General features: G+C 43.6%; 25 protein-coding genes and 4 tRNA genes. 28 read left to right on the top strand and 1 reads right to left on the bottom strand.

The genetic code is table 11. The features are described from left to right. From PHV77_01440 to pfkA, 28 genes are all read left to right on the top strand, one after another. Positions 1-279 (top strand): hydrogenase (locus tag PHV77_01440; GenBank protein MDD5503962.1); only part of this gene is annotated, 279 nt, incomplete at its 5' end. Positions 280-294: 15 nt separating this feature from the next. Beyond that, positions 295-1,047 (top strand): NADH-quinone oxidoreductase subunit NuoB, encoded by a 753-nt coding sequence (nuoB, locus tag PHV77_01435; protein MDD5503961.1) that lies wholly within the window; start codon positions 295-297, stop codon positions 1,045-1,047. A gap of 19 nt (positions 1,048-1,066) precedes the next feature. Further along, a complete protein-coding gene (locus PHV77_01430; GenBank protein ID MDD5503960.1) occupies positions 1,067-3,250 on the top strand; it encodes a cation:proton antiporter in 2,184 nt (727 codons plus the stop codon). A gap of 252 nt (positions 3,251-3,502) precedes the next feature. Then, positions 3,503-5,614 (top strand): HD domain-containing protein, encoded by a 2,112-nt coding sequence (locus PHV77_01425; GenBank protein MDD5503959.1) that lies wholly within the window; start codon positions 3,503-3,505, stop codon positions 5,612-5,614. Positions 5,615-5,701: 87 nt separating this feature from the next. Further along, positions 5,702-6,487, top strand: coding sequence for a polysaccharide deacetylase family protein (locus tag PHV77_01420; protein MDD5503958.1), 786 nt, complete (start codon positions 5,702-5,704; stop codon positions 6,485-6,487). Between the two features lie 96 nt (positions 6,488-6,583). Beyond that, complete coding sequence (locus PHV77_01415) at positions 6,584-7,687, top strand: carboxynorspermidine decarboxylase (GenBank protein ID MDD5503957.1); 1,104 nt, start codon at positions 6,584-6,586, stop codon at positions 7,685-7,687. A 31-nt stretch (positions 7,688-7,718) separates the two neighbouring features. Continuing rightward, entirely contained in the window at positions 7,719-8,996 is a 1,278-nt protein-coding gene (locus PHV77_01410; GenBank protein MDD5503956.1) for a saccharopine dehydrogenase family protein, read from the top strand. A gap of 240 nt (positions 8,997-9,236) precedes the next feature. Further along, the gene (locus PHV77_01405) at positions 9,237-9,596 is read left to right on the top strand and encodes an S-adenosylmethionine decarboxylase (protein ID MDD5503955.1); all 360 of its coding nucleotides are present in this window, start codon (positions 9,237-9,239) and stop codon (positions 9,594-9,596) included. Beyond that, on the top strand, positions 9,575-10,303 hold the full coding sequence (locus PHV77_01400; protein MDD5503954.1) for a DUF3047 domain-containing protein: 729 nt from the start codon (positions 9,575-9,577) through the stop codon (positions 10,301-10,303). The genes PHV77_01405 and PHV77_01400 overlap by 22 nt, the downstream gene beginning before the upstream one ends. After that, complete coding sequence (locus PHV77_01395; protein ID MDD5503953.1) at positions 10,293-10,721, top strand: hypothetical protein; 429 nt, start codon at positions 10,293-10,295, stop codon at positions 10,719-10,721. The genes PHV77_01400 and PHV77_01395 overlap by 11 nt, the downstream gene beginning before the upstream one ends. 126 nt (positions 10,722-10,847) lie before the next feature. Then, positions 10,848-10,924 (top strand) — tRNA-Arg (locus PHV77_01390). Between the two features lie 325 nt (positions 10,925-11,249). Then, complete coding sequence (locus PHV77_01385) at positions 11,250-11,471, top strand: helix-turn-helix transcriptional regulator (GenBank protein ID MDD5503952.1); 222 nt, start codon at positions 11,250-11,252, stop codon at positions 11,469-11,471. Between the two features lie 50 nt (positions 11,472-11,521). Beyond that, a complete protein-coding gene (locus tag PHV77_01380; GenBank protein ID MDD5503951.1) occupies positions 11,522-11,881 on the top strand; it encodes a hypothetical protein in 360 nt (119 codons plus the stop codon). A gap of 132 nt (positions 11,882-12,013) precedes the next feature. Then, positions 12,014-12,235 carry a zinc-ribbon domain-containing protein gene (locus PHV77_01375; GenBank protein MDD5503950.1) on the top strand — a complete coding sequence of 74 codons (222 nt, stop codon included), beginning with the start codon at positions 12,014-12,016 and terminating at the stop codon, positions 12,233-12,235. Positions 12,236-12,267: 32 nt separating this feature from the next. After that, complete coding sequence (locus PHV77_01370) at positions 12,268-13,026, top strand: RES family NAD+ phosphorylase (protein MDD5503949.1); 759 nt, start codon at positions 12,268-12,270, stop codon at positions 13,024-13,026. 441 nt (positions 13,027-13,467) lie between these two features. Then, positions 13,468-13,543, top strand: a tRNA-Lys gene (locus PHV77_01365). A gap of 155 nt (positions 13,544-13,698) precedes the next feature. Further along, positions 13,699-13,783, top strand: a tRNA-Leu gene (locus tag PHV77_01360). Between the two features lie 99 nt (positions 13,784-13,882). After that, a tRNA-Gly gene (locus PHV77_01355) sits at positions 13,883-13,958 on the top strand. Between the two features lie 71 nt (positions 13,959-14,029). Beyond that, a complete protein-coding gene (locus PHV77_01350; protein MDD5503948.1) occupies positions 14,030-14,491 on the top strand; it encodes a PTS sugar transporter subunit IIA in 462 nt (153 codons plus the stop codon). Between the two features lie 3 nt (positions 14,492-14,494). Then, positions 14,495-15,796, top strand: coding sequence for a YvcK family protein (locus tag PHV77_01345; GenBank protein MDD5503947.1), 1,302 nt, complete (start codon positions 14,495-14,497; stop codon positions 15,794-15,796). Positions 15,797-15,811: 15 nt separating this feature from the next. Next, complete coding sequence (locus PHV77_01340) at positions 15,812-16,102, top strand: HPr family phosphocarrier protein (protein MDD5503946.1); 291 nt, start codon at positions 15,812-15,814, stop codon at positions 16,100-16,102. Between the two features lie 26 nt (positions 16,103-16,128). Continuing rightward, on the top strand, positions 16,129-17,862 hold the full coding sequence (gene ptsP / locus PHV77_01335) for a phosphoenolpyruvate--protein phosphotransferase (GenBank protein MDD5503945.1): 1,734 nt from the start codon (positions 16,129-16,131) through the stop codon (positions 17,860-17,862). A 2-nt stretch (positions 17,863-17,864) separates the two neighbouring features. Continuing rightward, positions 17,865-18,599: a nucleotidyltransferase family protein gene (locus PHV77_01330; GenBank protein ID MDD5503944.1), complete on the top strand. Its 735-nt coding sequence runs from the start codon at positions 17,865-17,867 to the stop codon at positions 18,597-18,599. 65 nt (positions 18,600-18,664) lie between these two features. After that, a complete protein-coding gene (gene metK / locus PHV77_01325) occupies positions 18,665-19,810 on the top strand; it encodes a methionine adenosyltransferase (protein MDD5503943.1) in 1,146 nt (381 codons plus the stop codon). 35 nt (positions 19,811-19,845) lie between these two features. After that, complete coding sequence (gene ahcY, locus PHV77_01320; protein ID MDD5503942.1) at positions 19,846-21,102, top strand: adenosylhomocysteinase; 1,257 nt, start codon at positions 19,846-19,848, stop codon at positions 21,100-21,102. Further along, positions 21,099-22,187: a PilT/PilU family type 4a pilus ATPase gene (locus tag PHV77_01315; GenBank protein ID MDD5503941.1), complete on the top strand. Its 1,089-nt coding sequence runs from the start codon at positions 21,099-21,101 to the stop codon at positions 22,185-22,187. Before ahcY ends, PHV77_01315 begins: the two co-directional genes overlap by 4 nt. 51 nt (positions 22,188-22,238) lie before the next feature. Next, positions 22,239-23,294, top strand: a complete 1,056-nt coding sequence (locus PHV77_01310) for a type IV pilus twitching motility protein PilT (protein ID MDD5503940.1) — start codon at positions 22,239-22,241, stop codon at positions 23,292-23,294. 5 nt (positions 23,295-23,299) lie between these two features. After that, the gene (gene pfkA, locus PHV77_01305) at positions 23,300-24,262 is read left to right on the top strand and encodes a 6-phosphofructokinase (protein MDD5503939.1); all 963 of its coding nucleotides are present in this window, start codon (positions 23,300-23,302) and stop codon (positions 24,260-24,262) included. A gap of 66 nt (positions 24,263-24,328) precedes the next feature. Here pfkA and PHV77_01300 read toward each other — a convergent pair whose 3' ends face one another. Beyond that, the gene (locus tag PHV77_01300; GenBank protein MDD5503938.1) at positions 24,329-25,423 is read right to left on the bottom strand and encodes an LptF/LptG family permease; all 1,095 of its coding nucleotides are present in this window, start codon (positions 25,421-25,423) and stop codon (positions 24,329-24,331) included. Between the last annotated feature and the right edge of the window lie 2 nt (positions 25,424-25,425).

The raw sequence follows: 25,425 nt of genomic DNA, 5'->3' as shown, positions 1-25,425 counted from the left end.
CTTGAACGCCTGCATTGCCTGCCAGAAGGCCCGGTCATGTCAGACATGCCGGCTGTAAAAAATGAGAGCGCTGTCATATCCCTGGTTGAAGGCTGGCGCGGCGAGATATGCCATTTTGCCATGATTGGCAAAAACGGCGGAATAGTTAGTTACAAAATTACGGATCCGTCATTTCATAACTGGATAGGCCTTGCCATGGCCTGCCGCGGAGAAGAAATATCAAATTTTCCTTTGTGCAATAAAAGTTTTAACCTGTCATATTGCGGGCATGATTTATAAGTATAGGAAAACCATATGTTCAAGACATTACGCGCGAGATTAAAGCAAGGCTACAGAACGGCGCCTTTTCCGGCTGATGCGGGTATTTTACCGAAAAGGTATTTAGGCCGGCCCGTTATAAACCGACGGGATTTAAGCCGGGCCGTACAGGATTATCACAGCGTCTGCCCCTCGGGCGCTATCGGATTAGTTGATGGCGAGGTTACGCTTGATTCGGGAAAGTGTATATTCTGCGGGGCCTGTCAAAACAACCGCGTTGACGGGGCCGTAACGTTTAGTCGCGATTATCGTATGGCATGTCGTAAAAGGCAGGACCTTATTATTTCCGCAGGCTCTTTGGCCGAAAAAGCGTCCTTAAAAAGCGGGATAAAACATATCTTCGGCAGGTCTTTTAAATTACGGCAGGTAAGCGCCGGAGGATGCAATGCCTGCGAGTCTGATATAAATGTTTTAAACACATTAAGCTATGATCTTGGGCGTTTTGGAATACAGTTTACCGCCTCCCCGAGGCATGCAGACGGGCTTATAGTCACAGGGCCTGTAACGAATAATATGAAGCTTGCCCTTGAAAAGACATATAGAGCCATGCCCCGGCCAAAGCTTGTTATTGCCGTAGGCGCCTGTGCCATATCGGGCGGTATATATGCCGGACACGGAGAATGTAACAACGGGGTTGATTCAATCATTCCGGTTGATCTTTATGTCCCGGGCTGTCCGCCGCATCCATTGACAATATTAGACGGCCTTGTCGGTATCATGAAAGGTTAAAGGAGAAAGGATTGTTTAGATGAAAAACCTTATGTTTATAAAAGGAGCGTGTTTTTTGATTCTGTTATTTATATTTGTGTTAACCCCTTTGGATACGGTTTTTGCGCAGGCAGAATCGCATGATCTTGATTTGGTGGGCAGGACAACCCTTCTGGTATTCCAGCTTTCCATTATAATATTTGCCGCCTGGGCGGGAGGAAGGATATTTAGAAAATTCAAATTTCCGGAAGTGCTCGGAGAGATAGTATCAGGCGTGATTATAGGCCCCTATCTTTTGGGCGGCATATCCATGCCCGGTTTTTCCAGCGGCATATTTCCCATGCACTTTAATTTCCCCGTATCGCCCGAACTATACAGTATCGCGACGATAGCCTCTATCGTGCTTTTATTTTTAGCCGGTATTGAGACGGATATAAATACTTTCTTGCGTTATTCTTTTGTCGGCTCGGTGGTCGGCATATCAGGTGTCATATTTAGTTTTGTTTTTGGAGATATGGCAGGCATCTTCCTTTCAGATCTGCTATTCGGCAGGCAATACAGTTTTGCCAGTCCCGTGCCCTTATTCCTTGGGGCCATATGCACAGCGACATCAGTAGGTATAGGCGCGCGTATATTATCGGATAAACGTAAGATGGATTCCCCGGAAGGCATTACTATAATTTCGGCGGCGGTAATAGATGACATACTCGGGGTTATTACATTAGCTGTCGTTATCGGCATAGCCAGGAGTTCTAATGTGAATTGGTCACAGGTGAGCGCAATAGCTGCCAAGGGTATTACGATCTGGCTGGTATTTACGGTATTAGGCATTATGTTTGCTTCCAAGATCAGCAGTTTCTTAAAGGCCTTTAAAGATAGGAGCACTATGTCCGTAATAAGTTTAGCTTTGGCTTTTTTTCTGGCCGGTGTTTTTGAAAAATCAGGGCTTGCCATGATAATAGGCGCTTATATTATGGGACTTTCTCTATCAAGAACGGACCTGTGTTTTATTATCAGAGAAAACCTTTCAATGCTGTATAAATTTTTTGTGCCGGTTTTTTTCTGCGTTATGGGCATGATGGTGGACATCAGAGAAGTCTGTTCCTTGCCCATCCTTTTGTTCGGGACTATTTATTTGATCGTTGCGGTTTTAAGCAAGCTTATCGGCTGCGGTTTGCCCGCGCGCCTGCTTAATTTTAATACCCGCGGAGCGCTGACCATAGGTGTCGGCATGGTACCGAGAGGAGAGGTGGCTCTTATCATTGCGGGTATCGGTCTCTCGCTCGGAGTTATACCGCATGATATATTTAGTGTGGCCGTGCTTATGACATTTGTTACTACCCTTATGACCCCGCCTGTCCTTGAAAGGCTGGTGGATACGGATAAGCCCATGCTTATAAAACAGACGGACCATAAGCTTGAGCATAAAGAGATATCCTATGAGATGCCTAATCCCGAAACAGCGGATCTGATATTAAACAGGATCATTAATGCCTTTGATCATGAGGGTTTTTTCATACACAGGATTGACACGCCCGATCGCTTATATCAGATACGCAAGGACGAAACATTCATTACGCTGAAATTCACCCACGAAAGGCTTTATTTTACCTGCAAGCCGCAAGACGCTTCTTTTGTATACACGTTATTTTATGAAGTTATTGTTGAATTTGAATATATAATCAAAAATTTGGATTTAATAGCCGATAAGGACCAGGTAGGCAAAGATATCCTGGCTTCAAGTAACGGCGTTAAGAAAGAGGGGCTGACTATACACGAGATAATACCCTCTTCGGCCGTTGAATATAGATTAACAGGCAGTACAAAGGAGGAAATTATAACTTCTCTTACAGAGCTTCTTATACAATCCGGCCAGTTAGATTATTCAAACAAACAGGATATTATCCGCGAGCTATTGGACAGGGAGGCAATTATCTCTACAGGTATGCAGGACGGGATAGCCCTGCCCCACGCTAAAACAGGGCTTGTAAAAAATATGATATCAGCTATTGGAGTAAGTAAGGAGGGCGTGGCTTTCGGTTCTCTTGATAAAAAACCTTCCCGCGTTTTTGTGGTAACTATAGCCCCTGAATCATATTCAGGTCCGTATCTTCAATATGTTGCCGAAGTAAGCAAATTTTTAATAAAGCCTGAAAACCGGCTTAAATTATTATCGGCCAAGAGCAATGAAGAGCTTTATAGTATAATATTGAATTATGCGTAATGCCGGTAATATTTTCCCGTTAGATTAAACATGCCCGCGCGCGGTTTTGTTTTTACGCCTCTTAAGAATAACCGCATTTTAGATAAGCGAATAATGCTAATCATTTTTTTTGATTAATTTTCAAGTTGGATATTGACTCTTGTTTTCCATTATGTTATACTTTTTACAGAGTATTAAAAAGTCATTATTAAATCCTATATGCAATACATAAACAGGGGTCTTGTTGTATTTAAACAAGTCAAGGGTTATTTTATGAAAGAAGGAAGACAAGTTATCGCGCGCAAAATTATCATTATATTATTATGCGCTTTATTGTCCATCGGTCAAGGCAGTCCGGCCGCCTTTGCCCTGCGCCCTGCCTCTTCAAGCAATTCATCAAATCCTATAGACCGCAGTTTCCTTGCCGGCAAATCGTCTTCCGCGGGGGTACCAGATACCCAATATGTCTCTGTAATCTTATCGCCCCAGACACCTCAATGGGCAAAAGATATTGCCGAAGTTCTTTATAAGGATAAAAGTTTTTCAGGTAAGGAGTCATATTATGATTACAGTTTAAGGGTTTTTGAAAATTTTATACATTTAAGGCCTGAAGCGGGCCCTGTTGCCTCGGCAGCCGCCTTACTGCACAGAGCCGATCCTGATGATTTAAAAAAAGCTATGGCAAAGAGCCGCGCATTGGCCAAAGGTGAACAGGAAAGGGTCCTTAGGCTTGTTAAGGAAGCAGGGACAATACGGTGCCTGCCTTATTTTAAAAGTTATAAAAAATCAAGATACAGCATCCAAAACCAAATGAATATGATCATCCAGCTTGCTTCTGAACCCGATGTTATGATGTTGGTTTTCGCGGAAAAGATAGCCTGTCTTACCGGCAAGCTTAACAGAGACCAGAAAGAATATATCTATCGCGAGTTAGTAAATGTTTACGCGCCCCTGGCCGAAAGACTGGGTATGATTAAGCTGTCAAATGATCTGCGCAACGAGTCGTTAAAGGCATATAATTTAGAAGCGTATAATAGCGTTAAAAGCAAGATAGAAGATAGGATAAGAATGAGAATAGACGAGGCAGACGGTCATTTAAAATCTGTGGAAAACAAAGTCAAAGACGCTTTAAAGAATCTTGGAGTAGGCAGAAATTTGTACGTTGTTACATCACGGGTGAAGGGTATCTATTCCGTTTACGAAAAAGGCAAAGGCAGAATGATTGAACCCTGCGATCTATACGATATCTTTGGTATCAGAGTGGTTTTTAGCGATAACAATGATATCTGGAAAGCGGGTGAACTGTTGGAGAAAGTAGGAATGAGCATTGTGCCCGGCGAGGAAGGCAGTAGATATAAGACTACGCAAAAATTAGGCTATGAAGCGTATCAAGTAAGGGTGCAGGATAAAGAAGGGCGTTTTTATGAATTCCAATTTATGTCAAAAGAAAATCTGGATATATATGAACATAGCGAAATTGCGCACTGGGCATACAAGATAAAAAGGCAAAGTAACCAGAAATTTGATAAGGATGAGATAAAATGGACCGGCAATTTTGATAAGGATTTTAAGGCATTAAAGGGTTTTTTAAGCAAATGGGTTTTTGTATTTAAAAAGGTTTCTGTCAATGGCCAAAAAATAGTAAAACCTTTAAGGCTTGAAAAAGACAGCACGATAGCGGATTATGCCGCGCTTAGAGGAACGGACCTTCTAAAGTGTGATTATAAGAACGGGAATATTTTTCACTGCGTGTATGATATTGAGTCTTGTAAGATAAAATGGTCAAAACCCATGAGACATGGCAACCAGTATGAATTGAAAACGGCAGATTCTGTTGAGATTATCAAGGATAATGATAATCTTATTAACTTTACCAACGCAAGGCTTGATATTGATAAATACGCTAAAACCCTGCGCGCTCATTTATGTTTGAACAATATTTGGCCCGGTAGCATGGAAAAATCCACAGAAAGAGGTCTAAAGATTATCAAGGACGTGGGTTTTGTGGTAAATCCCGAGACAATAGGAAAATTTTTTAAACCATGTGCTTTAGACCTTGGGCTTGTAGGCGAAAATGAATTATTCGCGGCGGTCGCCTCCACCCAAAAGTTTTTTACATTAGATGATCTAAGGAGGCGCGCGTATCAGAATGGTAAAAGCATCGTTGAGGCGATGAAATTAAACGTGAATAAAAGGCCTTCAGAAATAAAGTTAATGAAGGCCGGTATTTATTTAAGGTACACATCGTTAGATGATTTTTTGGTAGCTATTGGAAGTTGTAAAGTTTCTCCCAAGGCTTTGGGAGAAGCAATTAGCCGCAGCAGCGGTGGCATAGAAATTAACATGCTCAAGCTTGTTGAAGACGCGTTCAAGTCCGCGGCTTGATGCCGGCCTTTTTATATTTCTGCTGATTTCTCATCTTGACGTTTACTCCCATTTATGTTATACAAGCATTATTAAAGGCGGATTTTTATGCGCTTGATAAAAAAGATATTATTAGCGTTTATTTTATGTTGTGCCGCGGCAGGGTCTTTCTACATTTTTTATGCCCGGCCGCGTTACGCGGTGCCAGTGCTGATGTATCATTCAATAGCGTCGGAGCCTGAAAGCACTTTAAGCGTCAGCCCGGAAAATTTCCAAAAACAAATGGAATATTTGAATAAAGCGGGTTTTAAAGTTATTCCCCTTGACTCGCTTGTGCAGACAATGTCTCAAGGCAGGCGTCCGGCGCGCAAGGAAGTGGTACTGACATTTGACGATGGTTTTGAAAATAATTTTACCAAGGCCTTTCCCGTTTTGTCCAAATACGGCATGCCGGCGACTGTTTTTTTAGAGACAGCCCGCATAGGCAATAATGCCGGTTATTTGAATTGGGACCAGGTGCGGGTGATGGCCATGAATAATATTGACATAGGTGCCCACACGAGAACAGGTATCTATTTACCGTCGGTTAAAGACGATCTTAAGCTTACGGAGGAGATAGCCTTAAGCAAGCTGGATATTGAAAACCGCCTGGGCAATGAAGTAAAATATTTTTGTTATCCGACAGGCGCTTTTAATGACAAGATCAAAGAGATTGTGCGTGCCAGCGGTTATAGAGGCGCTTGTGCCACAAACCGCGGTTTTGACAGATATAACGATTCCTATGGGATCAAGAGAATAAAAGTGACGGATTCAGATATGACTAAACCGTTTCATTTTCAGGCGAAACTGTCCGGTTATTATAATTTGTTTCGCAAGGGGAAAAGCCCTGATTAGCAGGCCTGATATGATAATGCTTGCCCGGCGTGTTTTTTAAAAAACTCTTGCGAATAAATCGCGCGAGTTTTTTTATTTTGCAGAAGAGGTATTTTTATGAAACCGGAAACGCCTTATTATTTAATTGATGAAAAAGCGCTGTTGGCCAATCTGCGGACCATAGATTTTATCAGAAAAACCTCCGAAGCCAAATGCGTCTTAGCGCTTAAGTGTTTCGCGGCATGGAGTGTTTTTGAGTTGGTAAAGCGGCATATGGACGGAACCACGGCAAGCTCTCCTTATGAAGCGCGTTTAGGGCATGAGAAGTTCGGAAAAGAGGTCCATGTTTATTCCCCAGGCTATAAAAGGCGGGAAATACTTACGCTTGGAAACTTCGCGGATAAGATAATCTTCAATTCGGTGTCTCAACTTAAAGCGTTTTACCGTTACGCGGGCAAGGCCCAGCTTGGGCTTAGGATAAATCCGGGTGTGGGCTATTCCCATTTTGATCTTGCTGACCCGTCGCGTAAATACTGCCGGCTCGGCGTGTGTCTTAAGGAGCTTGTCCGCCGGGCACTGCCTTATATTGACGGGGTTATGTTTCATTTTAACTGTGAGAACGCCGACTTTAAAAATTTTCGTGCCAATATAGAATATATTGGAAATGAATATAAGGATATATTAAAATGTTGTAAATGGGTGAGTTTGGGCGGGGGTATTTATTTTACCCGAAAAGGTTATCCGGTTGGGGATTTTTGCCGGACAGTCAGGGATTTTGCCGGACATTTTAACACCCAGGTCTATCTTGAGCCGGGCGAGAGCGTGATAACGCGGTCGTCAGAACTTGTATGCACGGTGCTTGACGTGGTTCAAAATAGGACGTATACCGCTATCGTGGATGCCTCAACCGAGGCGCACATGCTTGACCTTTTGATATACCGTTCGGAGGCCAAAATAGATGCCGAAAAAAGGGGCGGGTATAAATATACGATAGCAGGGCGTTCATGCCTTGCCGGAGACATATTTGGTTCATATTGTTTTAAAAAACGCCTAAAACCCGGGGATACCATAAGGTTTAAAGACGCGGGCGGCTATACAATGGTCAAAAAAAATTGGTTTAATGGCCTGCAGATGCCCGCTATAGCGGTTAAAAGGCTTAACGGTAAGCTTGATATTGTGCGTAAGTTCGGTTATAAGGATTTCCTGAATAACTTGTCTTGATTGTTTTTTTAATTAAGGAGGCGCTGTGTAAATGAAGAAAAATGTGTTGATTGTTGGGGCCGGAGGGGTTGCCTATGCCGCGGCGCATAAGTGCGCGCAGAACAATGATATATTAGGCGATATTTGTATAGCATCAAGGACAAAGGCAAAATGCGACGCCATAATTGACAGTATTAAGAGAAAACACAGTATGAAGAACGCCTCCGGCAAGATATGTTCCAGGCAGATAGATGCCATGGACATAGCGCAGACAGTCAAGCTTATAAAAGAAACGGAATCCCGGATTGTCATAAACCTGGCGCAGGCATTCGTTAATATGTCGTTATTGGAAGCATGCATAAAATCAGGCGCGGCATATATTGACACGGCAATACATGAGGAGCCGGATAAAGTCTGCGAAAATCCCCCATGGTATGCTAATTATGAGTGGAAGCGAAAACCGCTTTGCAGTAAGCACGGGATAACCGCCGTCTTGGGCGCCGGCTTTGACCCGGGTGTTGTAAATGCTTATTGCGCTCTCGCGGTTAAACATTATTTTGACCGGATAGATACAATAGACATACTTGATGTCAATGCCGGAAGCCACGGCAGGTATTTCGCGACGAATTTTGATCCCGAGATAAATTTCAGGGAATTCAAAAAAGTATGGGCATGGATAGGCGGTAAATGGGCCATGAAGGACGTTCATTCCATAAAGACAAGTTATGACTTTCCCGTTGTCGGGAAACAAAACGTATATCTAAACGGCCACGATGAGCTCCATTCGCTCTCAAAGAACATCAAGGCTGAAAGCATAAGGTTCTGGATGGGCTTTGGAGACCATTATTTAAATGTGTTTAATGTGTTGAAAAATTTAAGCCTCTTATCGGAAAAGCCTGTAAGGACAGCTGAAGGTATTGAGGTGGTCCCGCTTAAAGTGCTCAAGGCATTATTGCCTGACCCGCTGTCTCTTGCCCCGGATTATAAAGGAAAGACATGCATAGGCAATTTTATCAGAGGCAGTAAGGCCGGCAGGGAAAAAGAGATATTTATATATAATATATGCGATCATGAGCAATGTTATAGCGAAGTGGAATCCCAGGCCATTTCTTATACGGCAGGCGTTCCGCCTGCCGCGGCGTCTATTCTCATAGCAAAAGGGGCGTGGGATGCACGAAGCATGGTAAATATTGAAGAACTTGACCCCGACCCGTTCATATCGTTGCTGGATACCATGGGCCTTAAGACCGTAGTGGATGAGAATCCTCTGCCGCTTGATATTCCCGATGGGGCACTGCCCTGCAAAGACAGGCATGCTCTTCGCGTTTAATCTTTAGTTTGAAAATACTAATTATGATTTTTTATGTTGCCGTATGCGGGTTTTTATGTATAATGATGTAAGGAGTATTTTTTTACATAAAAAATATTGACAAAACCGAAAAATGCCTGTATAAATATGCATAATTTTATGCATGTATTTTGCCTGTTGCGGCCGAAGCCGCGGCAAAATAAGCGAAAAAGCCGTAACGGCAGCGGAACTTTGCCGAATATTTAAGGAGAAAAGCACGGGATGGAGAAAAAGACTTATGGCTATGAGCTTATCATGGATCTTTCGGATTGCGACCTTGGCGTAATTTCCTCAAAGAAAAAGCTTAAAGAATATGTTGATACGCTTTGCAAGCTGATCAAGATGAAGCAGTTTGGTAAAACGCTTATTCCTTATTTTGGCAGTAACGCGGCATATACAAAAGGCTATTCGCTGGTCCAGCTTATAGAAACCAGTTCAATAACCGGGCATTTTTCCGAATTTTGGAAAACGGCCTATATCAATATTTTTTCATGCCTTGAATATGACGAAAAAAAGGCAAGGGAATTTACGAAAGAATTTTTTAAGGCAAAAAAGGCTAGGTGCCGTTTTATCACCAGATAAAAGCCGAAGGTGGCATGCTTTTGAAACGGATAACCGTAAAATTTTTTTTGATTTTTTCCATACTTTTGTCAACAGCCGACGCTTACGCGGTAAGGCTGCCTAAAATATTTTCTTTTAAAGAAAAAAACGCGCTCTCCGAATGGCAGGAAAAGGTATTCAGGGGGCGCGTTCTTTATTCGGTTAAGGCCGACAGGGGCACGCAATACCTTAGGGCTTACAGCGATGATTCCGCCTCCGGCATTTTCTATGAGATCAAATTTAATCCGAAGCAGTATCCGATGATAAGCTGGCAGTGGACTGTCTTAAGGTTTCCTTCAATTGAGGAAAGCCCCTCCGTCGGCGCGAAAGGCGACAATTGGATTGAAAAAGATGATTATGCCGCGAGGGTGTATGTGATATTTCCGAAACTTTCTTTTAATCTTACCAAATGCCTGGAATATGTTTGGGACAGAAACCTGCCCGCAGGCACTATTATCACCAGCCCTTATTCGGAAAATATAAAACTTTTTGTAGTTGAATCCGGTTCCGGCAATGCCGGTAAGTGGATACATGTTGAGAGAAACATAGCAGAGGATTATAAAAAGGCTTTTGGCAAAGAACCCGGACGCGTAGGCGCTATAGCGATTATGACAGATACCGATAACACCCAAAGCACGGCGGAGGCTAATTATAGAGAGTTAAAAGTGGGGTATAAAAATGAAAAATAATGCGGCCAATACGAGAAAAATAAAGTTTATCAATACGCCGGTCCAGAACAAAACGCTATTGCTGGTTTTTGCCTCCGCCGTTATACCGATGGCGGTTGTCGTTATGTGCCTTTATTATCTTATATTCAATATGCTGGCATGGCAGATGGGCATACCGGAAATGGTAGCTTATAACCTTATACCGGTTGTCCGCAAGGTCAATATAATATTGCTTGTTTCATTGCCTGTTGTATTAATAGTTATATGGTTTGTCGCTCTTGAATTATCCCACAGAATAGCGGGCCCTATTTACAGGCTTGAAAAAGAATTAGATAGCATGATATCCGGGAAGAGCCAAGGCCCCATAAAGCTTCGGCCAAGAGACGAGCTTAAAGCTTTGGCGGATAAGATAAACAAGCTTGTAGGCAGGGCCAGATAGAGTATTATATACCCCGAAAGCTAGGAAAAGCCGTTTAGCACAAAAGTATTTTAGTTATTTGACCTTCTATCAGTCCGCTAAAAAAATAATTCTAATCAAACAGATCATTTATTTTTTTATTGATTTGCCCCGATAGCTCAATTGGATAGAGTAGTGGACTTCGAATCCAAAGGTTGCAGGTTCGATTCCTGCTCGGGGCACCAAGTTGGCGTTGTTAATCAAAATTTTCAGGCAGGAATCGAATAGAGCCCTGCAATAAAATGCGACGATAGGAGCATTTTAAGGGCGAATGGCCGACCCGAAACGAACGAAGTGAGTGAAGGGCGCCGATTCCTGCTCGGGGCACCAATTTTCCCGCACCAAAATTGTACCTTTTTGCATCAAAGAGCAATTCCGAGCATGATAAACGAAAATTTGCGTTGAAATTGTAGTGTTTTTATCGTATAATTAACAATAGACAAACCGTATAGGTTGTATATATCAATATATATATATTAATACATATGTACAATATCGTCAAGGTAAAATATGCTAGCAGATAATGTTAGGAAATTAAGAATAAAAAAAAGATTGGCTCAGGAAAAACTAGCCAGACTAGCAGATATTTCGACGGCGACCCTTGTAAAAATTGAATCAGGAGTAGCTAAAGAGCCTACGATAACTACTATTATGAAAATTGCCGATGCTTTAGGTGTTTCAATCGATGAATTAGTAGGAAGGAGCAAAAACTCGTTCAAAACGTTTAGATAAAAAACCGTGAATTATATTTTGATTATCGATGTGTTCAGGAAGGAATAAGCATGGCTGCATTTGAAGAAATTCAGAACAACTTAGATTCGACATTAGAGAAAGAGGTTAGAAACAGAACTTCTAGAGAATTACAGACGTTATTAGCAAACTCAAGCGTAGGTCATAGTCTAAAAGAAGCAATCAAGGCAGAATTGCAGATAAGACTTTTCAAAAATATAGATGATTTAAATACAACGATGTCTGGAGTGCAATTCTCGGTTAATACGTTAGAGGAAAGCCTCGATAAGCTAAATGCGTCTACCACTAAATACAATCATTGGCTCATATGCCTTTCAGTTATTATTGCTATACTAACTTTTGTATATACAACAGCAACCATCGGAATGCTAATTAAGATGTTTGCTAAATAGAGTCTAAAGTATTTGAAATTATGACGCGGCTTCTTATTTTGTATGACTCACAACAAATGTAAATTTTATATGTAAAATCTAATTTAAAAAAATGAATGACAAAAAAAATGTTTAGCTACCGTTAATCCAGAATTGGCAAAGGAGTGGCACCCTACTAAAAATAGACCATTGACCTTAGCCGACGTTGTTCCTGGAAGCCATAGAATAGTATGGTGGAAATGCGAAAAAGGTCATGAATGGCAAGCAAGAATAGACCGACGAAGTAATGGAAGTAATTGCCCTGCTTGCCGTAATTTTTTAAAAGATCGGATAGCGGTCGAACAATATAACAAAGAGGCGAAAAAATACCAGTAACAATTTTTTAATAAAGAAGGAGCAGTATATTTGTGGAAGGGCTAGAACTATTACGAAGATTACTTCAATACAATGAAAATGAATTATCATTTCAAGATAAAATATTACGTTTTGTTTTATCATGTGAAACCAAAAACCGTTTTATCCCGATAGCCAATACCTCAAACTTATTAAATAAGCTGTTACAATATGGATGTGAAAAATTATTGAAAAGGTCATCCGTATATTATAGGGCAAGAATCCATGACGAAATTCAGAATTATAATAATCGAAAGCCTTTAGATTGCAAGGGGGCACGACCTCTTGATGCTAAAAATAATTCCGGCGGCAGATTTAATCCGCCAGGTTTTTCATACCTTTATTTATCGGATACTGAAAAAACAGCAATATACGAGACTAAGCCGCACCCTTTTTACTATATAACAATATTTAAAGGGCAGTTAAAAAAAGGTGTAAAAATAATAGATTTTTCAGATTTTAATCCTAATTTGAATTTGGCGTTAGTATCCCTTTCTTCAAAACAGATAGAAGAAAATAAAGTAAAAATTTTTGTTACATTTTTGCTTTCGCGGCCTATTATACTAAGCATGGGTAGCGTACTATATCCTCCAACCCAATATATCGCTGATTTTATTAAATCAAAAGGTTACGATGGCATTTGCTTTAGAAGCTCTTTGGGTATTGAGGGCAGAAATTTTGTTTTATTTGATGCAGATGTCGTTGATTTTAAAAATTGTGAACGCAAGGTTATACAGGTCGAATCTGTAAAGATTGATTTTAAGATTGTGTAGGCTCATGCACTGTCCGTCAGATTAAAATTGCTCTTTGATGCAAAAAGGTACAATTTTGGTGCGGGCGTGAGTGCCGAGAGGGTTTGATTATATAGATTGCTTCGCCCCTTTGGGGCTCACAATGACGGTTTCTTCAGGGGTTCCCCTGAAGAACGTTCGAACTTCAGCCGCTATGCAGCACCAAGTTGGCATTGTTAATCAAAATTTTCAGGCAGGAATCGAATAGAGCCCTGCAATAAAATGCGACAGAGAGCATTTTAAGGGCGAATGGCCGACCCGAAACGAACGAAGTGAGTGAAGGGCGCCGATTCCTGCTCGGGGCACCAAATTGGCATTGTTAGTCAAAATTATAGACTTTTATAATTGACACTTAATACGACTTTATGCTAATATATAACTCATTTAACAGCCGTAATTACTAAAAAAGTTTGGGCAGGATTAGCCCGCATAGCTCAGTTGGTAGAGCAGCACCCTCTTAAGGTGACGGTCCAAGGTTCGAGTCCTTGTGCGGGTACCAGGTTTGTAAAAAGGTTTTAAAACAGGCCTGCGATAATGCGCGGCCCGAAGATAAATTAAGGTATCAGGCCTTAAAACAGTCCATTAGTTTTTAATGTTTCGCGAATTATTAGTATTAAGTTTTTATATCGGCAGGGAAAAGCCATTTGCCCGCAGGCGGATGTGGCGGAACTGGCAGACGCGCTAGACTTAGGATCTAGTGGGGTAACTCGTGGGGGTTCAACTCCCTCCATCCGCACCATTCCTTTTGTTTGCGGCAGTATTTGTTCATATATTTGCTTTTTTAGCTTTAAACCTTTTTCGCGGCAGATTGACTTTATTTTCTTTTTAACAGATACCAGCGGGTGTAGCTCAGTTGGTAGAGCATCACGTTGCCAACGTGATTGTCGTCGGTTCGAGCCCGATCACCCGCTCCATGAATTTTAATATTGAGTATATCTTAAATATGCGTTCAGGCAGAATTTTTAAAGAGGAGACAGAGAGCAGTATGAAAATTATTGATATCTTAGACAAAAACGCTATCAAGTGGGACCTGAAATCTGTAAAGAAAATAGATGTCATAAATGAATTAGTAGAACTCTTACCCGCAGGCTATTCCGCCAAGGACAAAGCGTCTTTGGTTGAGACGCTGATGAACCGTGAGGCCCTGGGTTCTACAGGTATAGGCCAGGGGATTGGGATCCCTCACGCGAAATCCAAATGCGTCAAGGAGCTTGTCGCGGTATTGGGTGTTTCAAAAGCCGGGGCCGATTTTGATTCGTTGGACGGAGAGCCGACCCATATATTCATGCTCTTGATTGCCCCTGAAGATGCCGCCGGACCCCACCTTAAAGCTTTGGCAAAGATATCCCGCATGCTCAAAGATAAATTCGTAAGAGATTCTCTTATCGCGGCAAAAGATGAGAAGGCCGTATTCAACATAATAGCCCAGGAAGACAGAAAGTCCTGAAAAGTGGGCAAAAAAATAAAATTCAAAAAAAAATTATCCCAGCTTTTAAAGCCTTTTAAATGGCTTTACCCTGGTATGGGTGTCAAGCGTTGGCTGTCTGTATCTTTTGTCGGTATTATTTTTATCGTGGCAGGCGGCCAGTTCCTTTCAGGGCCTACTAATCTATTCAGGGCTGTTGGCGTCACCTATATGTTCATTGGCATGATGATCATATTTTTCGGGGTAAAAAGGGTCATCTTTATTTTTCTCGGAGTTGTTTCTCCGCAAAGACAGGAAGAGCTGGTAGACCTTCTATATCAGAAAAAGCACCTTGAACGCGGATTGAGGATAGTTGCCATCGGGGGAGGCACAGGGCTTTCCGTTCTACTGCAGGGGTTAAAGCAATATACGAGTAACCTTACCGCAATCGTGACCGTGGCTGATGATGGAGGCTCGTCAGGCAAGCTAAGAGAGGATTTTGGTATTCTGCCGCCCGGAGACATCAGAAATTGCCTGGTAGCCCTGGCTGATACAAGCCCTTTAATGGAAGAACTTTTTCAATACCGGTTTGAAGGAGAGTCAACCCTGGGTGGGCATAATTTCGGCAATATTTTCATATTAGCTCTCTCAAGAGTCACAAAGGATTTTGGAGAGGCCGTACAGGCCGCAAGCAAGATACTCGCTATAAGGGGACGGGTCTTGCCGTCAACCTTATCCAAGGTTAGGCTGGCAGCTGATCTTGAAGACGGTACAAAAGCTATGGGCGAGTCAAATATTACAAGGAGAAAAAATAAAAGCCCTATCAAGAGATTATATCTTGATCCCGCGAATTGCCAGCCGACAGAAAGCGCCTTGGAGGCTATAGCGGGTGCCGACGCGGTTGTGCTGGGCCCGGGTAGTCTTTACACGAGCATTATGCCTAATCTGCTTGTAGAGCCCATAGCCAGAGCGGTAAATAATTCGCCGGCGATAAAACTGTATGTTTGTAATGTTATGACACAGCCCGGCGAGACAACAAATTTTAAGTCAAGCGACCATATAAAAGCTCTATTGGCCAACACAAGATTAGAAAAGATTGATTACGCTATTATTAATATTTCCAATATACCAAAGGCGGTTGAACAGCGTTATAAATCAGGCAACGCCTGCAGGGTTGAAGCCGATCTTGACAGGATAAAGGAATTGGGCGTTATACCGATAGAGGATAGTTTCATGACTGTAAGCGGCCTGCGTGATATGGAGTATCTAAGGCATAATCCCAGGAGGCTGGCAAAATCCATAGTAGATATTATTTCTATTGCCAAATCGGAAGCCGCGCATAGGTAATACGGGACTTAGAAAATGGAACTTAAGACAGTAACAAAAGATATTATGATCAAAAGCAAGCAGGGTTTGCATGCCAGGCCCGCCGCTTTTTTTGTTCAGATAGCCAATAAGTTTGACAGCGACATATCCATTATTAAAGACGGACAGGAAGTAAACGGTAAATCAATAATGGGAATTCTAATGTTGGCGGCCGAACGAGGCGCGTCAGTGTGCTTAAAGGCTGTCGGCGTAGATGCCGAAGCCGCCGTATTGGAACTTGAAAAGGTCTTGATTAGCGACAGGGATGATTATCATGAACAAAAATAATCTCTTGCGGAAAGGAAAAGCGTTATATGTTTAAAGGAATTCCCGCTTCTCCCGGCATAGCGATAGGCAAGGTCTACCTTTATAACAGCGAGGATATACAGGTTCCAAAGGTTAAGATCAGGGTATCGGATATCCCGTCTGAAATAACCAGGTTTGAAGAAGCGCTTATAAAAACGCGCTCGGAACTTATAACTATACGCAACAATATTTCTACGGAAATGAGCACCAAGCACGGCGCAATATTCAATGCCCATCTGCTTGTGCTTGAAGACAGGACGATAATAGATGAGGTAATAAGCCGTTTGAGGGACCAGAAATATAATGTTGAATACGTGTTTGAGGATGTTTTGCGTAAATACATAGACGCTTTCCAAAAAATGGATGACGAGTATTTAAGAGAGCGCATAACCGACATAGAAGATGTGGGAAAGAGGCTCTTGAGAAACCTGCTTGGGAAGAAAAAACAGGCCTTGCTTGATATTCCTCCGAAATCCATTGTCGTAGCTTACGATTTGGCCCCGAGCGATACGGCTACAATGCACAGGAGGCATATAGTCGGTTTTGTAACGGATATAGGAGGCAAGACATCGCATACGGCCATTATGGCAAAATCTCTTGAGATACCTGCCGTGGTTGGGCTTGAGAATATTACGGAAAACGTTAAAAATGGCGATACCCTTATTATTGACGGGACCACCGGCCATGTTTACCTGAACCCGGCAAGGGCTGTTGTTACCCAGTATCTTAAAGAGCAAAAGAAGCTTATAAAATTTGACAAAGAGCTTCAGGACATCAGGTGCCTGCCCGCCCAGACAATTGACGGGCACAGGGTTGAATTGGCCGCCAATATAGAATTACCGGATGAAGTGCCCGCGATAATCGCCCACGGCGCGGAAGGCATAGGGCTCTACAGGACGGAATATTTTTATATGAACCGCGCGGGTTTGCCTACCGAGGAAGAACACTACCAGGCGTATAGGGCTGTTATAGATAAGGTAAAACCAAATACGCTGACGATACGCAGTCTTGATCTCGGCGGGGACAAATTTTTGTCACAGCTTGATGTGCCGAAAGAAATGAACCCTTTTTTGGGCTGGCGCGCTATACGTTTAAGTCTGGCAAAGCCTGAATTGTTCAAGGTGCAATTACGGGCGGTGTTGCGCGCTTCGGCGCATGGAAAACTTAGGCTGATGTATCCTATGATATCGGGAGTGGAAGAACTTGAGGCCGCCAACAAATGCCTTGACGAAGCCAGGCAGGAGTTAAGGGCAAAAAAAATCCCGTTTGGCAGGGATATGGAAGTTGGTGTGATGATAGAGGTCCCATCCGCCGCCATTATCGCCGATATACTTGCCAGCAGGGTGGATTTTTTTAGTATAGGTACCAATGATCTTATACAGTATTCCCTGGCCGTTGACAGGGTCAATGAAAAGATAGCCTATCTTTATGAACCGGCGCATCCCGCGGTTTTGCGCCTTCTGAAAAATATTATTGACGCCGGCCATGCCAAGGGTATATGGGTAGGCATGTGCGGTGAAATGGCGGGCGAGTTAAAATACGCGCCGTTATTGCTCGGTTTGGGACTTGACGAATTTAGTGTTCCGCCGCCCAGCCTTTTGAAGATAAAAAGGATTATACGTTCTGTGAAGTATGAAGATGCCAAGAACCTTGTCTTGCGCGCCCTTGAACTTTCAACGGGCAAAGAGGTGGAAGCGCTTGTTTCCAAGCGGTTTAGAGACATAGTCTATGGGGTTGCGTGATCATGAAAGCGATAATATTGGCGGCAGGATATGCTACAAGGCTTTGGCCCCTTACGTTGGATTGCCCTAAGCCTTTATTGCCTGTTGGCGGGAAACCGATCATAGAGCACATAATTAAGAAGATAAGCCGGATAAGCGGCCTGTCTGATATATATGTTGTTTCCAACGCGAAATTTTTTAATGCCTTTACCGCCTGGGCGCGCGATTACAGGTGCGGCAGGCGTATCCATATAATTGATGACGGCGTGGAAGAGCTTGACCAGAGAAAAGGTTCTATAGGAGACATAATCGTTGCCATTAACAAAAAAAAGATAGACACCGATATATTGGTTGTGGCGGGCGACAACCTGTTTGATTTCAGCCTGAATGACTTTATCAGAAAATCCAAGCTGCGCCCGCAGGGCGTGTGGGTGGGTCTTTTTGATGTCGGGAGTAAAAATATCGCCAAAAATTACGGCGTAGTGGAACTTAATAAAGATTCAAGCATAGCATCGTTTGAAGAAAAGCCTGCCAGGCCCAAGTCAACACTGGCGGCCATGTGCCTTTATTATTTTCCAAAAGACAAGATACGGATGCTGAAGAAATATAAGGCCGGCAATAATCCGCTGGATCTGGCGGGTTCTTTCATAAAATGGCTTGTTGAGCGGGAAACTGTTTACGGCCGCGTATTCAAGGGCAAGTGGTTTGACATAGGCGATAAAAAGTTTTTAAACAAAGCCCGGGCCATGAAATGGTAGCAAGCAAAACCGCAGAGATCATTCACGTTGTTAATAGCGTCTGTTAAAAAAAAGGAGAAGGCAAATTGAAGAGAGAAAAACATCTTTTTACGTCCGAATCTGTAACCGAAGGGCATCCGGACAAGATATGCGATCAGATATCCGATTCCGTATTGGACGCGATTTACGATAAAGACCCCAATGGCAGGGTTGCCTGCGAGGCAATGGTGACCACGGGCCTTGCCTTTATTGCCGGAGAGATAACAACTTCATGTTATATTGACATACCAAAGATAGTCCGCCAGACCATAAAAGATATAGGATATACTGATGCCGCGTATGGTTTTGATTACCATACGTGCGGCGTTATAACGGCTGTCCAGGAGCAGTCTCCCGATATAGCCTTAGGCGTTGATACGGGCGGCGCGGGTGACCAGGGCATGATGTTCGGTTACGCTACCGATGAGACCAAAGAGATGATGCCTCTTCCGATTAGCTTGGCTCATAAATTGACACGCAGGCTTGCGGATGTGCGTAAAAAGGCCATATTGAAATATTTAAGGCCTGACGGAAAAAGCCAGGTGACCGTGGAATACGATGACAAAGGCCCCAAAAGGATTGACGCGATAGTTATCAGCGCTCATCATGACCATAAGGCTAAAATGCAGGACATAAAAAAGGACATAAAAAAATATGTTATTGACCCTGCCGCGCCCAAAGACATGGTAGATAAGAATACGCTGATATATATAAACCCGACGGGCAGGTTTGAGGTAGGCGGGCCGCAGGGGGACACGGGGGTCACGGGCAGAAAAATCATAGTGGATACTTATGGCGGAGTAGGCAGCCACGGAGGCGGGGCTTTTTCAGGCAAAGACCCCAGCAAAGTGGACCGTTCGGCGTCGTATATGGCCCGTTATATGGCGAAAAATATCGTAGCCGCAAGGCTGGCAAAAAAATGCGAGATACAGATAGCCTATGCCATTGGAGTCGCGGAACCTGTAAGCCTTAACGTCAACAGCAAAGGCACGGGCAGGATAAGCGATCAAAAGCTTCAGAAACTTTTATGGGAAAATTTTGACCTCACTCCAAGAGGTATTATAGACTGCCTAAAACTAAGAAGGCCGATTTACAAGGAAACAGCCGCTTACGGACATTTCGGCAGGCCGTGTTTTACATGGGAAGATACCGACAAGTCCGGTTTGCTTGCCGAAAAGGCCAAGAGGATATAAAAACTACATAATAAAACGAAAAAGGTGAGGTTAGTATGAAATATGATATAAAAAATATCAAGCTTGCCGGCCAAGGCAGGTTAAGAATTGAGTGGGCGGCTAAAGACATGCCCGTGTTGAATCTGATAAGAGACCGGTTTGTAAAGGAAAAACCCCTCAAGGGTATAAAACTTAGCTGCTGCCTTCATGTCACCACCGAGACGGCCAATCTTGCCATAACGTTAAAGGCGGCAGGCGCTCATGTCGCCTTGTGCGCGTCCAATCCGCTAAGCACGCAGGACGACGTCGCGGCATCGCTTGTGAAAGACCACGGTATCCAGGTATTCGCGATAAAAGGAGAAGACAACAAGACGTATTATAAGCATGTCAATTCCGTTCTTGATATACGCCCCAGCCTGACAATGGATGACGGCGCTGACCTGGTTTCAGCCCTGCATAAAGAACGCAAAGATCTTGCCAAAAATGTCATGGCAGGCACGGAAGAAACGACAACCGGTGTTATAAGATTAAGGGCCCTTCAGGACAAAGGACTCCTGCTTTTTCCGGTAATCGCGGTTAACGACGCGCAGACCAAGCATCTTTTTGATAATCGTTACGGCACGGGCCAGTCAACAATAGACGGCATATTAAGGGCCACAAACAAGCTTTTAGCTGGTTGCGTGTTTATTGTCTGCGGTTACGGCTGGTGCGGCAGAGGCGTGGCTATGCGCGCCCGTGGCGCGGGAGCTAATGTGATTGTTACGGAGATAGACCCTTTAAGGGCGCTGGAGGCGGCCATGGACGGTTACAGGGTTATGCCTATTAAGGATGCCGCTAAAATAGGAGATATATTCATTACCCTTACCGGCAACACGACGGTCATAGGCCGGGAACATTTTATGCTGATGAAAAGCGGCGCTATCGTGGCAAACTCCGGGCATTTTAATGTAGAACTTGACATCTCCGCCTTGAGAAGCTGTTCAAAAAATATAAGGCATATCAGAACGTCAATGGAAGAATATACTTTAAAAAATGGCAAGAAGATATACTTGCTTGGCGAAGGCCGGCTTATCAATCTTGCCAGCGCCGAAGGCCATCCTGCCAGTGTTATGGATATGAGTTTTGCCAATCAGGCGCTTTCCGCCGAATACGCCGCGAAAGAATCCGGCAATTTGCGAAAACAGGTATACGCAGTGCCTAAACATATTGACGAGCGCATAGCCTTTTTGAAGTTAAAGTCAATGGGCATTCGTATTGATACGTTAAGCGCCCGGCAAAGGCAGTATCTTAAAAGCTGGGAACTTGGGACATGAAGATAGACTATTACCTTAGGCAGATGGCCGACAGGGGGGCATCGGATTTGTATTTTAAAACAGGTAATACGCCTGTTTTGAGAATAGACGATGCCTTATTTTTTTTGCCCGGTGAAAAACTCAATGCCTCCGATATAGATAGTATAATCGGTTCGGTTTTAACGCAGGAACAGAGAAACCGGTTTGATTCTGATAAGGAATTTGACGGGGCGCGCAGTGTCCCCGATACCGGCAGGTTTCGTTTTAATATTTATATGCAGCGCGGAACGCCGGCCGTAACCTTCCGTCATATTAAGGCCGAAATACCCTCGTTAAAAAGCCTGAACCTGCCTGTTGATGTCCTGCAAAACCTTGCCTGCCAAAAGAGGGGCCTTGTTTTGGTCACCGGCTATGCAGGGTGCGGAAAATCAACCGCTATCGCGTCTATGATAGATTATGTCAATGAAAATTTCAACAAGCATATTATTACGGTTGAAGACCCCGTTGAATTTATTCACGAAGATAAAAAATCCATAATATCCCAAAGAGAGATAGGTCCAGATACCGTGGATTTTAACCATGCCCTGCGCCATATAATAAGGCAAAGCCCTGATATAATAGTAATCGGAGAAATGCGGGATGCCGTTACAATGCAGACAGCTATTATGGCTGCAGAAACAGGGCATCTGGTTTTCAGCAGTCTCCATACCGTTGACGCGGCGCAGACAGTGGACAGGATCATGGATTTTTTTCCGGTTTATGCCCACGCCCAGGTCCGCACGCAGTTAAGCGGGCTTTTGAAGGGCATTATATCCATGAGGCTTGTCCCCAGAAGCGATGGCCCGGGCAGGGTGCCGGCATGCGAGATAATGCTGTTAACGCCCACTATAAAGAAATGCATTGCCAAGAGTGAATCGGGCCAACTTGCCTCTCTTATACAAGAAGGCGCTATTTTTGGGATGTGTTCATTTAACCAATCTCTTACCGCGTGGCTTAAAAAATCCGTTATAAGCCGAGAGTCGGCACTGGCCTATGCCTCTAATCCGGAGGAACTGGCCCTTCAGTTAAAGAATATCATGCCCGGGGGCGGAGCGCACGCCCGGTAAACGCTTGTTAGTGTATTGAACGGGATTTACCGTATATGATAAGGAGATCAAATGGTTAATATTGATATTAAGGATTTATTGAGATATGCCGTTGAAAAAGACGCTTCCGATCTACACCTGACTGAAGCCCTGCCCCCCACGCTAAGGATAGACGGTATTTTACAGCATACCTCATATCCGGCCTTATCAAGAGAAGACTGCAAAAGGATTATATATTCCATTCTAAACGATAATCAAAAGGTGAGGTTTGAGACCGAACTTGAATTAGATTTTTCCATATACGTGCCTGACCTTTCAAGGTTTAGGGTAAATGTTCATATGCAAAGAGGCAGTATAGAGGCTGCCTTTAGGGTCATACCTTCAAAAATCAAGACCATAGAAGAACTCGGTTTGCCGGCTATTGTTGCCGACCTTGCTCTAAGGCCCAATGGCCTGGTCCTGGCTACAGGCCCTACCGGTATGGGCAAGAGCACTACTCTGGCGGCCATGGTTGACCTGATTAACACACAGAAACAGGCCCTTATAGTAAGTATTGAAGACCCTATTGAGTATGTGCACAGGAACAATAAAAGTATAATTAAGCAAAGAGAGGTAGGCTCTGATACAAAAAGTTTTGCCAACGCGTTAAAGCACGCCTTGCGCCAGGACCCTGATGTTATATTAGTCGGAGAGATGAGGGATCTGGAGACTATATCCACTGCTATCACTGCCGCCGAGACAGGCCATCTCGTGTTGAGCACTTTGCATACTCCCGACGCGCCCCAGACAATAGACCGGTTGATAGATATATTTCCGCCCCATCAGCAGAAGCAGATAATGATACAGCTCGCCGGTTCTCTGCAGGGCGTGATATGCCAACAACTTTTACCCAAGAGGAGCGGTAATGGAAGAGTTGTTGCCTGTGAGATAATGACGGCCACATCCGCCGTAAGAAGCCTTATACGTGAACAAAAGACCGAGCAGCTGCCTACCGTTATCCAGACCAGCGCCAGAAGCGGTATGATAACGATGGACAAGACCCTTAAGATGCTTTATGAGGCGTCGCTAATTGATGAAGAGACTTTTAAAAGCAGGTTAAAGGACAAAGGGGACCTTGATAAAATATGAGTAAATTGAAAAGGCTGGCTTTTTTAACAAGCGGCGGAGATTGCGCCGGTATGAACAGCGCCATAAGGAGTATTACAAGGACGGCTTTGTATTATGGTATCAAGCCGTTCGCGGTAATGCGGGGATATGACGGCCTTATCAAGGGCGATTTCGTGGAATTTAACAGGCGCTCCGTAAGCAGTATAATAAACCTGGGAGGCACTATAATCAAAACAGCGCGTTCAGGCGAATTTATGACCAAAAAAGGCCGTGAAAAAGCTGTTAAATTTTTAAAAAATTATGATATAAACGCTCTTATTGTTATAGGAGGAAACGGTTCATTCCAGGGCGCGCACGCCTTATGCCTTGAATCAGATATACGTTGTATAGGCGTGCCCGGAACAATAGACAATGATATTAACGGGACGGATTTTACCATAGGTTCGCTTACCGCTGTTGGCGTTGCCCTTGACGCTATAGATAAGATACGGGACACGGCTACAAGCCTTGAAAGGATATTTGTCGTAGAGGTTATGGGCCGCGATAGCGGGTATATAGCTATGCGGGTCGCGATTGCCGGCGGCGCCGAAGACGTTCTCCTGCCCGAATCAAAGCCTGATATAACAGCCATATGTTCCGAGATAAAGGCCGCGCGCAAAAAAGGCAAGGTAAGCTGGATACTTGTTGTTGCTGAAGGCGCCGGACATGGGCATAAGGTGGCAAAAACCATAGAGCGGCTGACAGGATATGAGGCAAGGGTAACAGTGCTGGGGCATATACAGAGAGGGGGCGCTCCGAATGCTATTGACAGGATACTTGCCTCAAGGCTCGGTTCGGCGGCAGTAACATCATTGATTGAGGGAGCAAGCGACAAGATGGTCGGCATTGTCTCCAACAAAATAGTTCTTACCGATTTCGCTATTGCCTGTGAAAAAAAGAAAGACTCGGAAGATAACCTATACCGTCTTTTAAAAATATTAGAGGCTTGATACGCCTTTAATGCGTAAAACTTTTCCGAAAGCTGTTCCGCGAACTTCGCCCTTAAAAAATCCTATCTAAACTCCATGTCTTTTTAAAAGCCTGAAAGCTAAGAGTGTAAACAGTATATTTGGCAGATGAGCGGCGGCAAAAGGCGGCAAGAGGCCGCCTTTACCTATCGCAAGAGCAATATAAATGGAACCGTAGTAAAGCAGTCCGATAAATATACTTATGCCGATACCCGACATGGCCCCGCCCCTTTTTGTTGACAGCGCGAAAGGCATGCCTAACAACATAATGATAAAGGATATAAACGGCATAGCTGTCTTAAAGTAGAGTTCGGTTTTCATGCTGTTAAGTATTTTTGAGTTGGAGCCGGACATTTCAGTGATATGTTTTTTTAGTTCCCTGTAGTTCATATATCCCGCCCGAAATTCAAATCTATGCAATTGTTCGGGTGTTTCAGTAAAATCTATGCTTTTTTGCGCGAAAACAAGCGGGTTGCCGGCTGTTTTTCCCAAGGCGTTAAATCTGTATATCACGCAGTCATAAAATACCCATGCCCCGTCTTTCCATAAGGCTCTCGCGGCCAGTATCTTTCTGCGTATCTTAAGGTTATTGTCCCGCTCAATAATAATTATCCCCGACATGCTGTTACTGTCAACGTTAAGTTCCTGGGCGTAAATAAGATGATTATTTTTACCATAATATGTCAGATTTTTTACAAGGGAAAGTTTTTTTGAATTACCCGACCCTGATTTTATGTATTCCGATTTGATCTTTTCGGCCCTGACGGCCCCGTCAGGGACAACGGTTTCGTTCATTAAAAAGTTTAACAGGCCGAGCAGTGCCGATATGATAAATACGGGAAGCAGTAATTGCCTTACGCTGATACCACAGGCCTTGGCGGCGGTCAGTTCATTGTTCTTGTTGAATACGCTTAGCATATATACCACGGCCAGAAGAGAGGCTATCGGCAAAGTCTGCACGAAAATAGCCGGAATAAACGAGCCGTAATACTGGAGCAATATCGGTATGGGCACCTTATTGCGCAGTATGTCCTCAAGGTTGGCAAATACGTCGGCGACAACGTAGAGGAATATAAAAAGGAAAAGGCAATAGACGAGCGGAAGCATGAAATTTTTTGTGAAATATCTATCAAATATTTTCATTT

This window comes from Candidatus Omnitrophota bacterium (assembly GCA_028716165.1).
Lineage (GTDB): Bacteria > Omnitrophota > Gorgyraeia > JABMRG01 > JABMRG01 > JAQUQI01.
The sequence above is the reverse complement of the archived record's forward strand: the minus strand, read 5'-3'. Positions and strand labels throughout refer to the sequence as shown.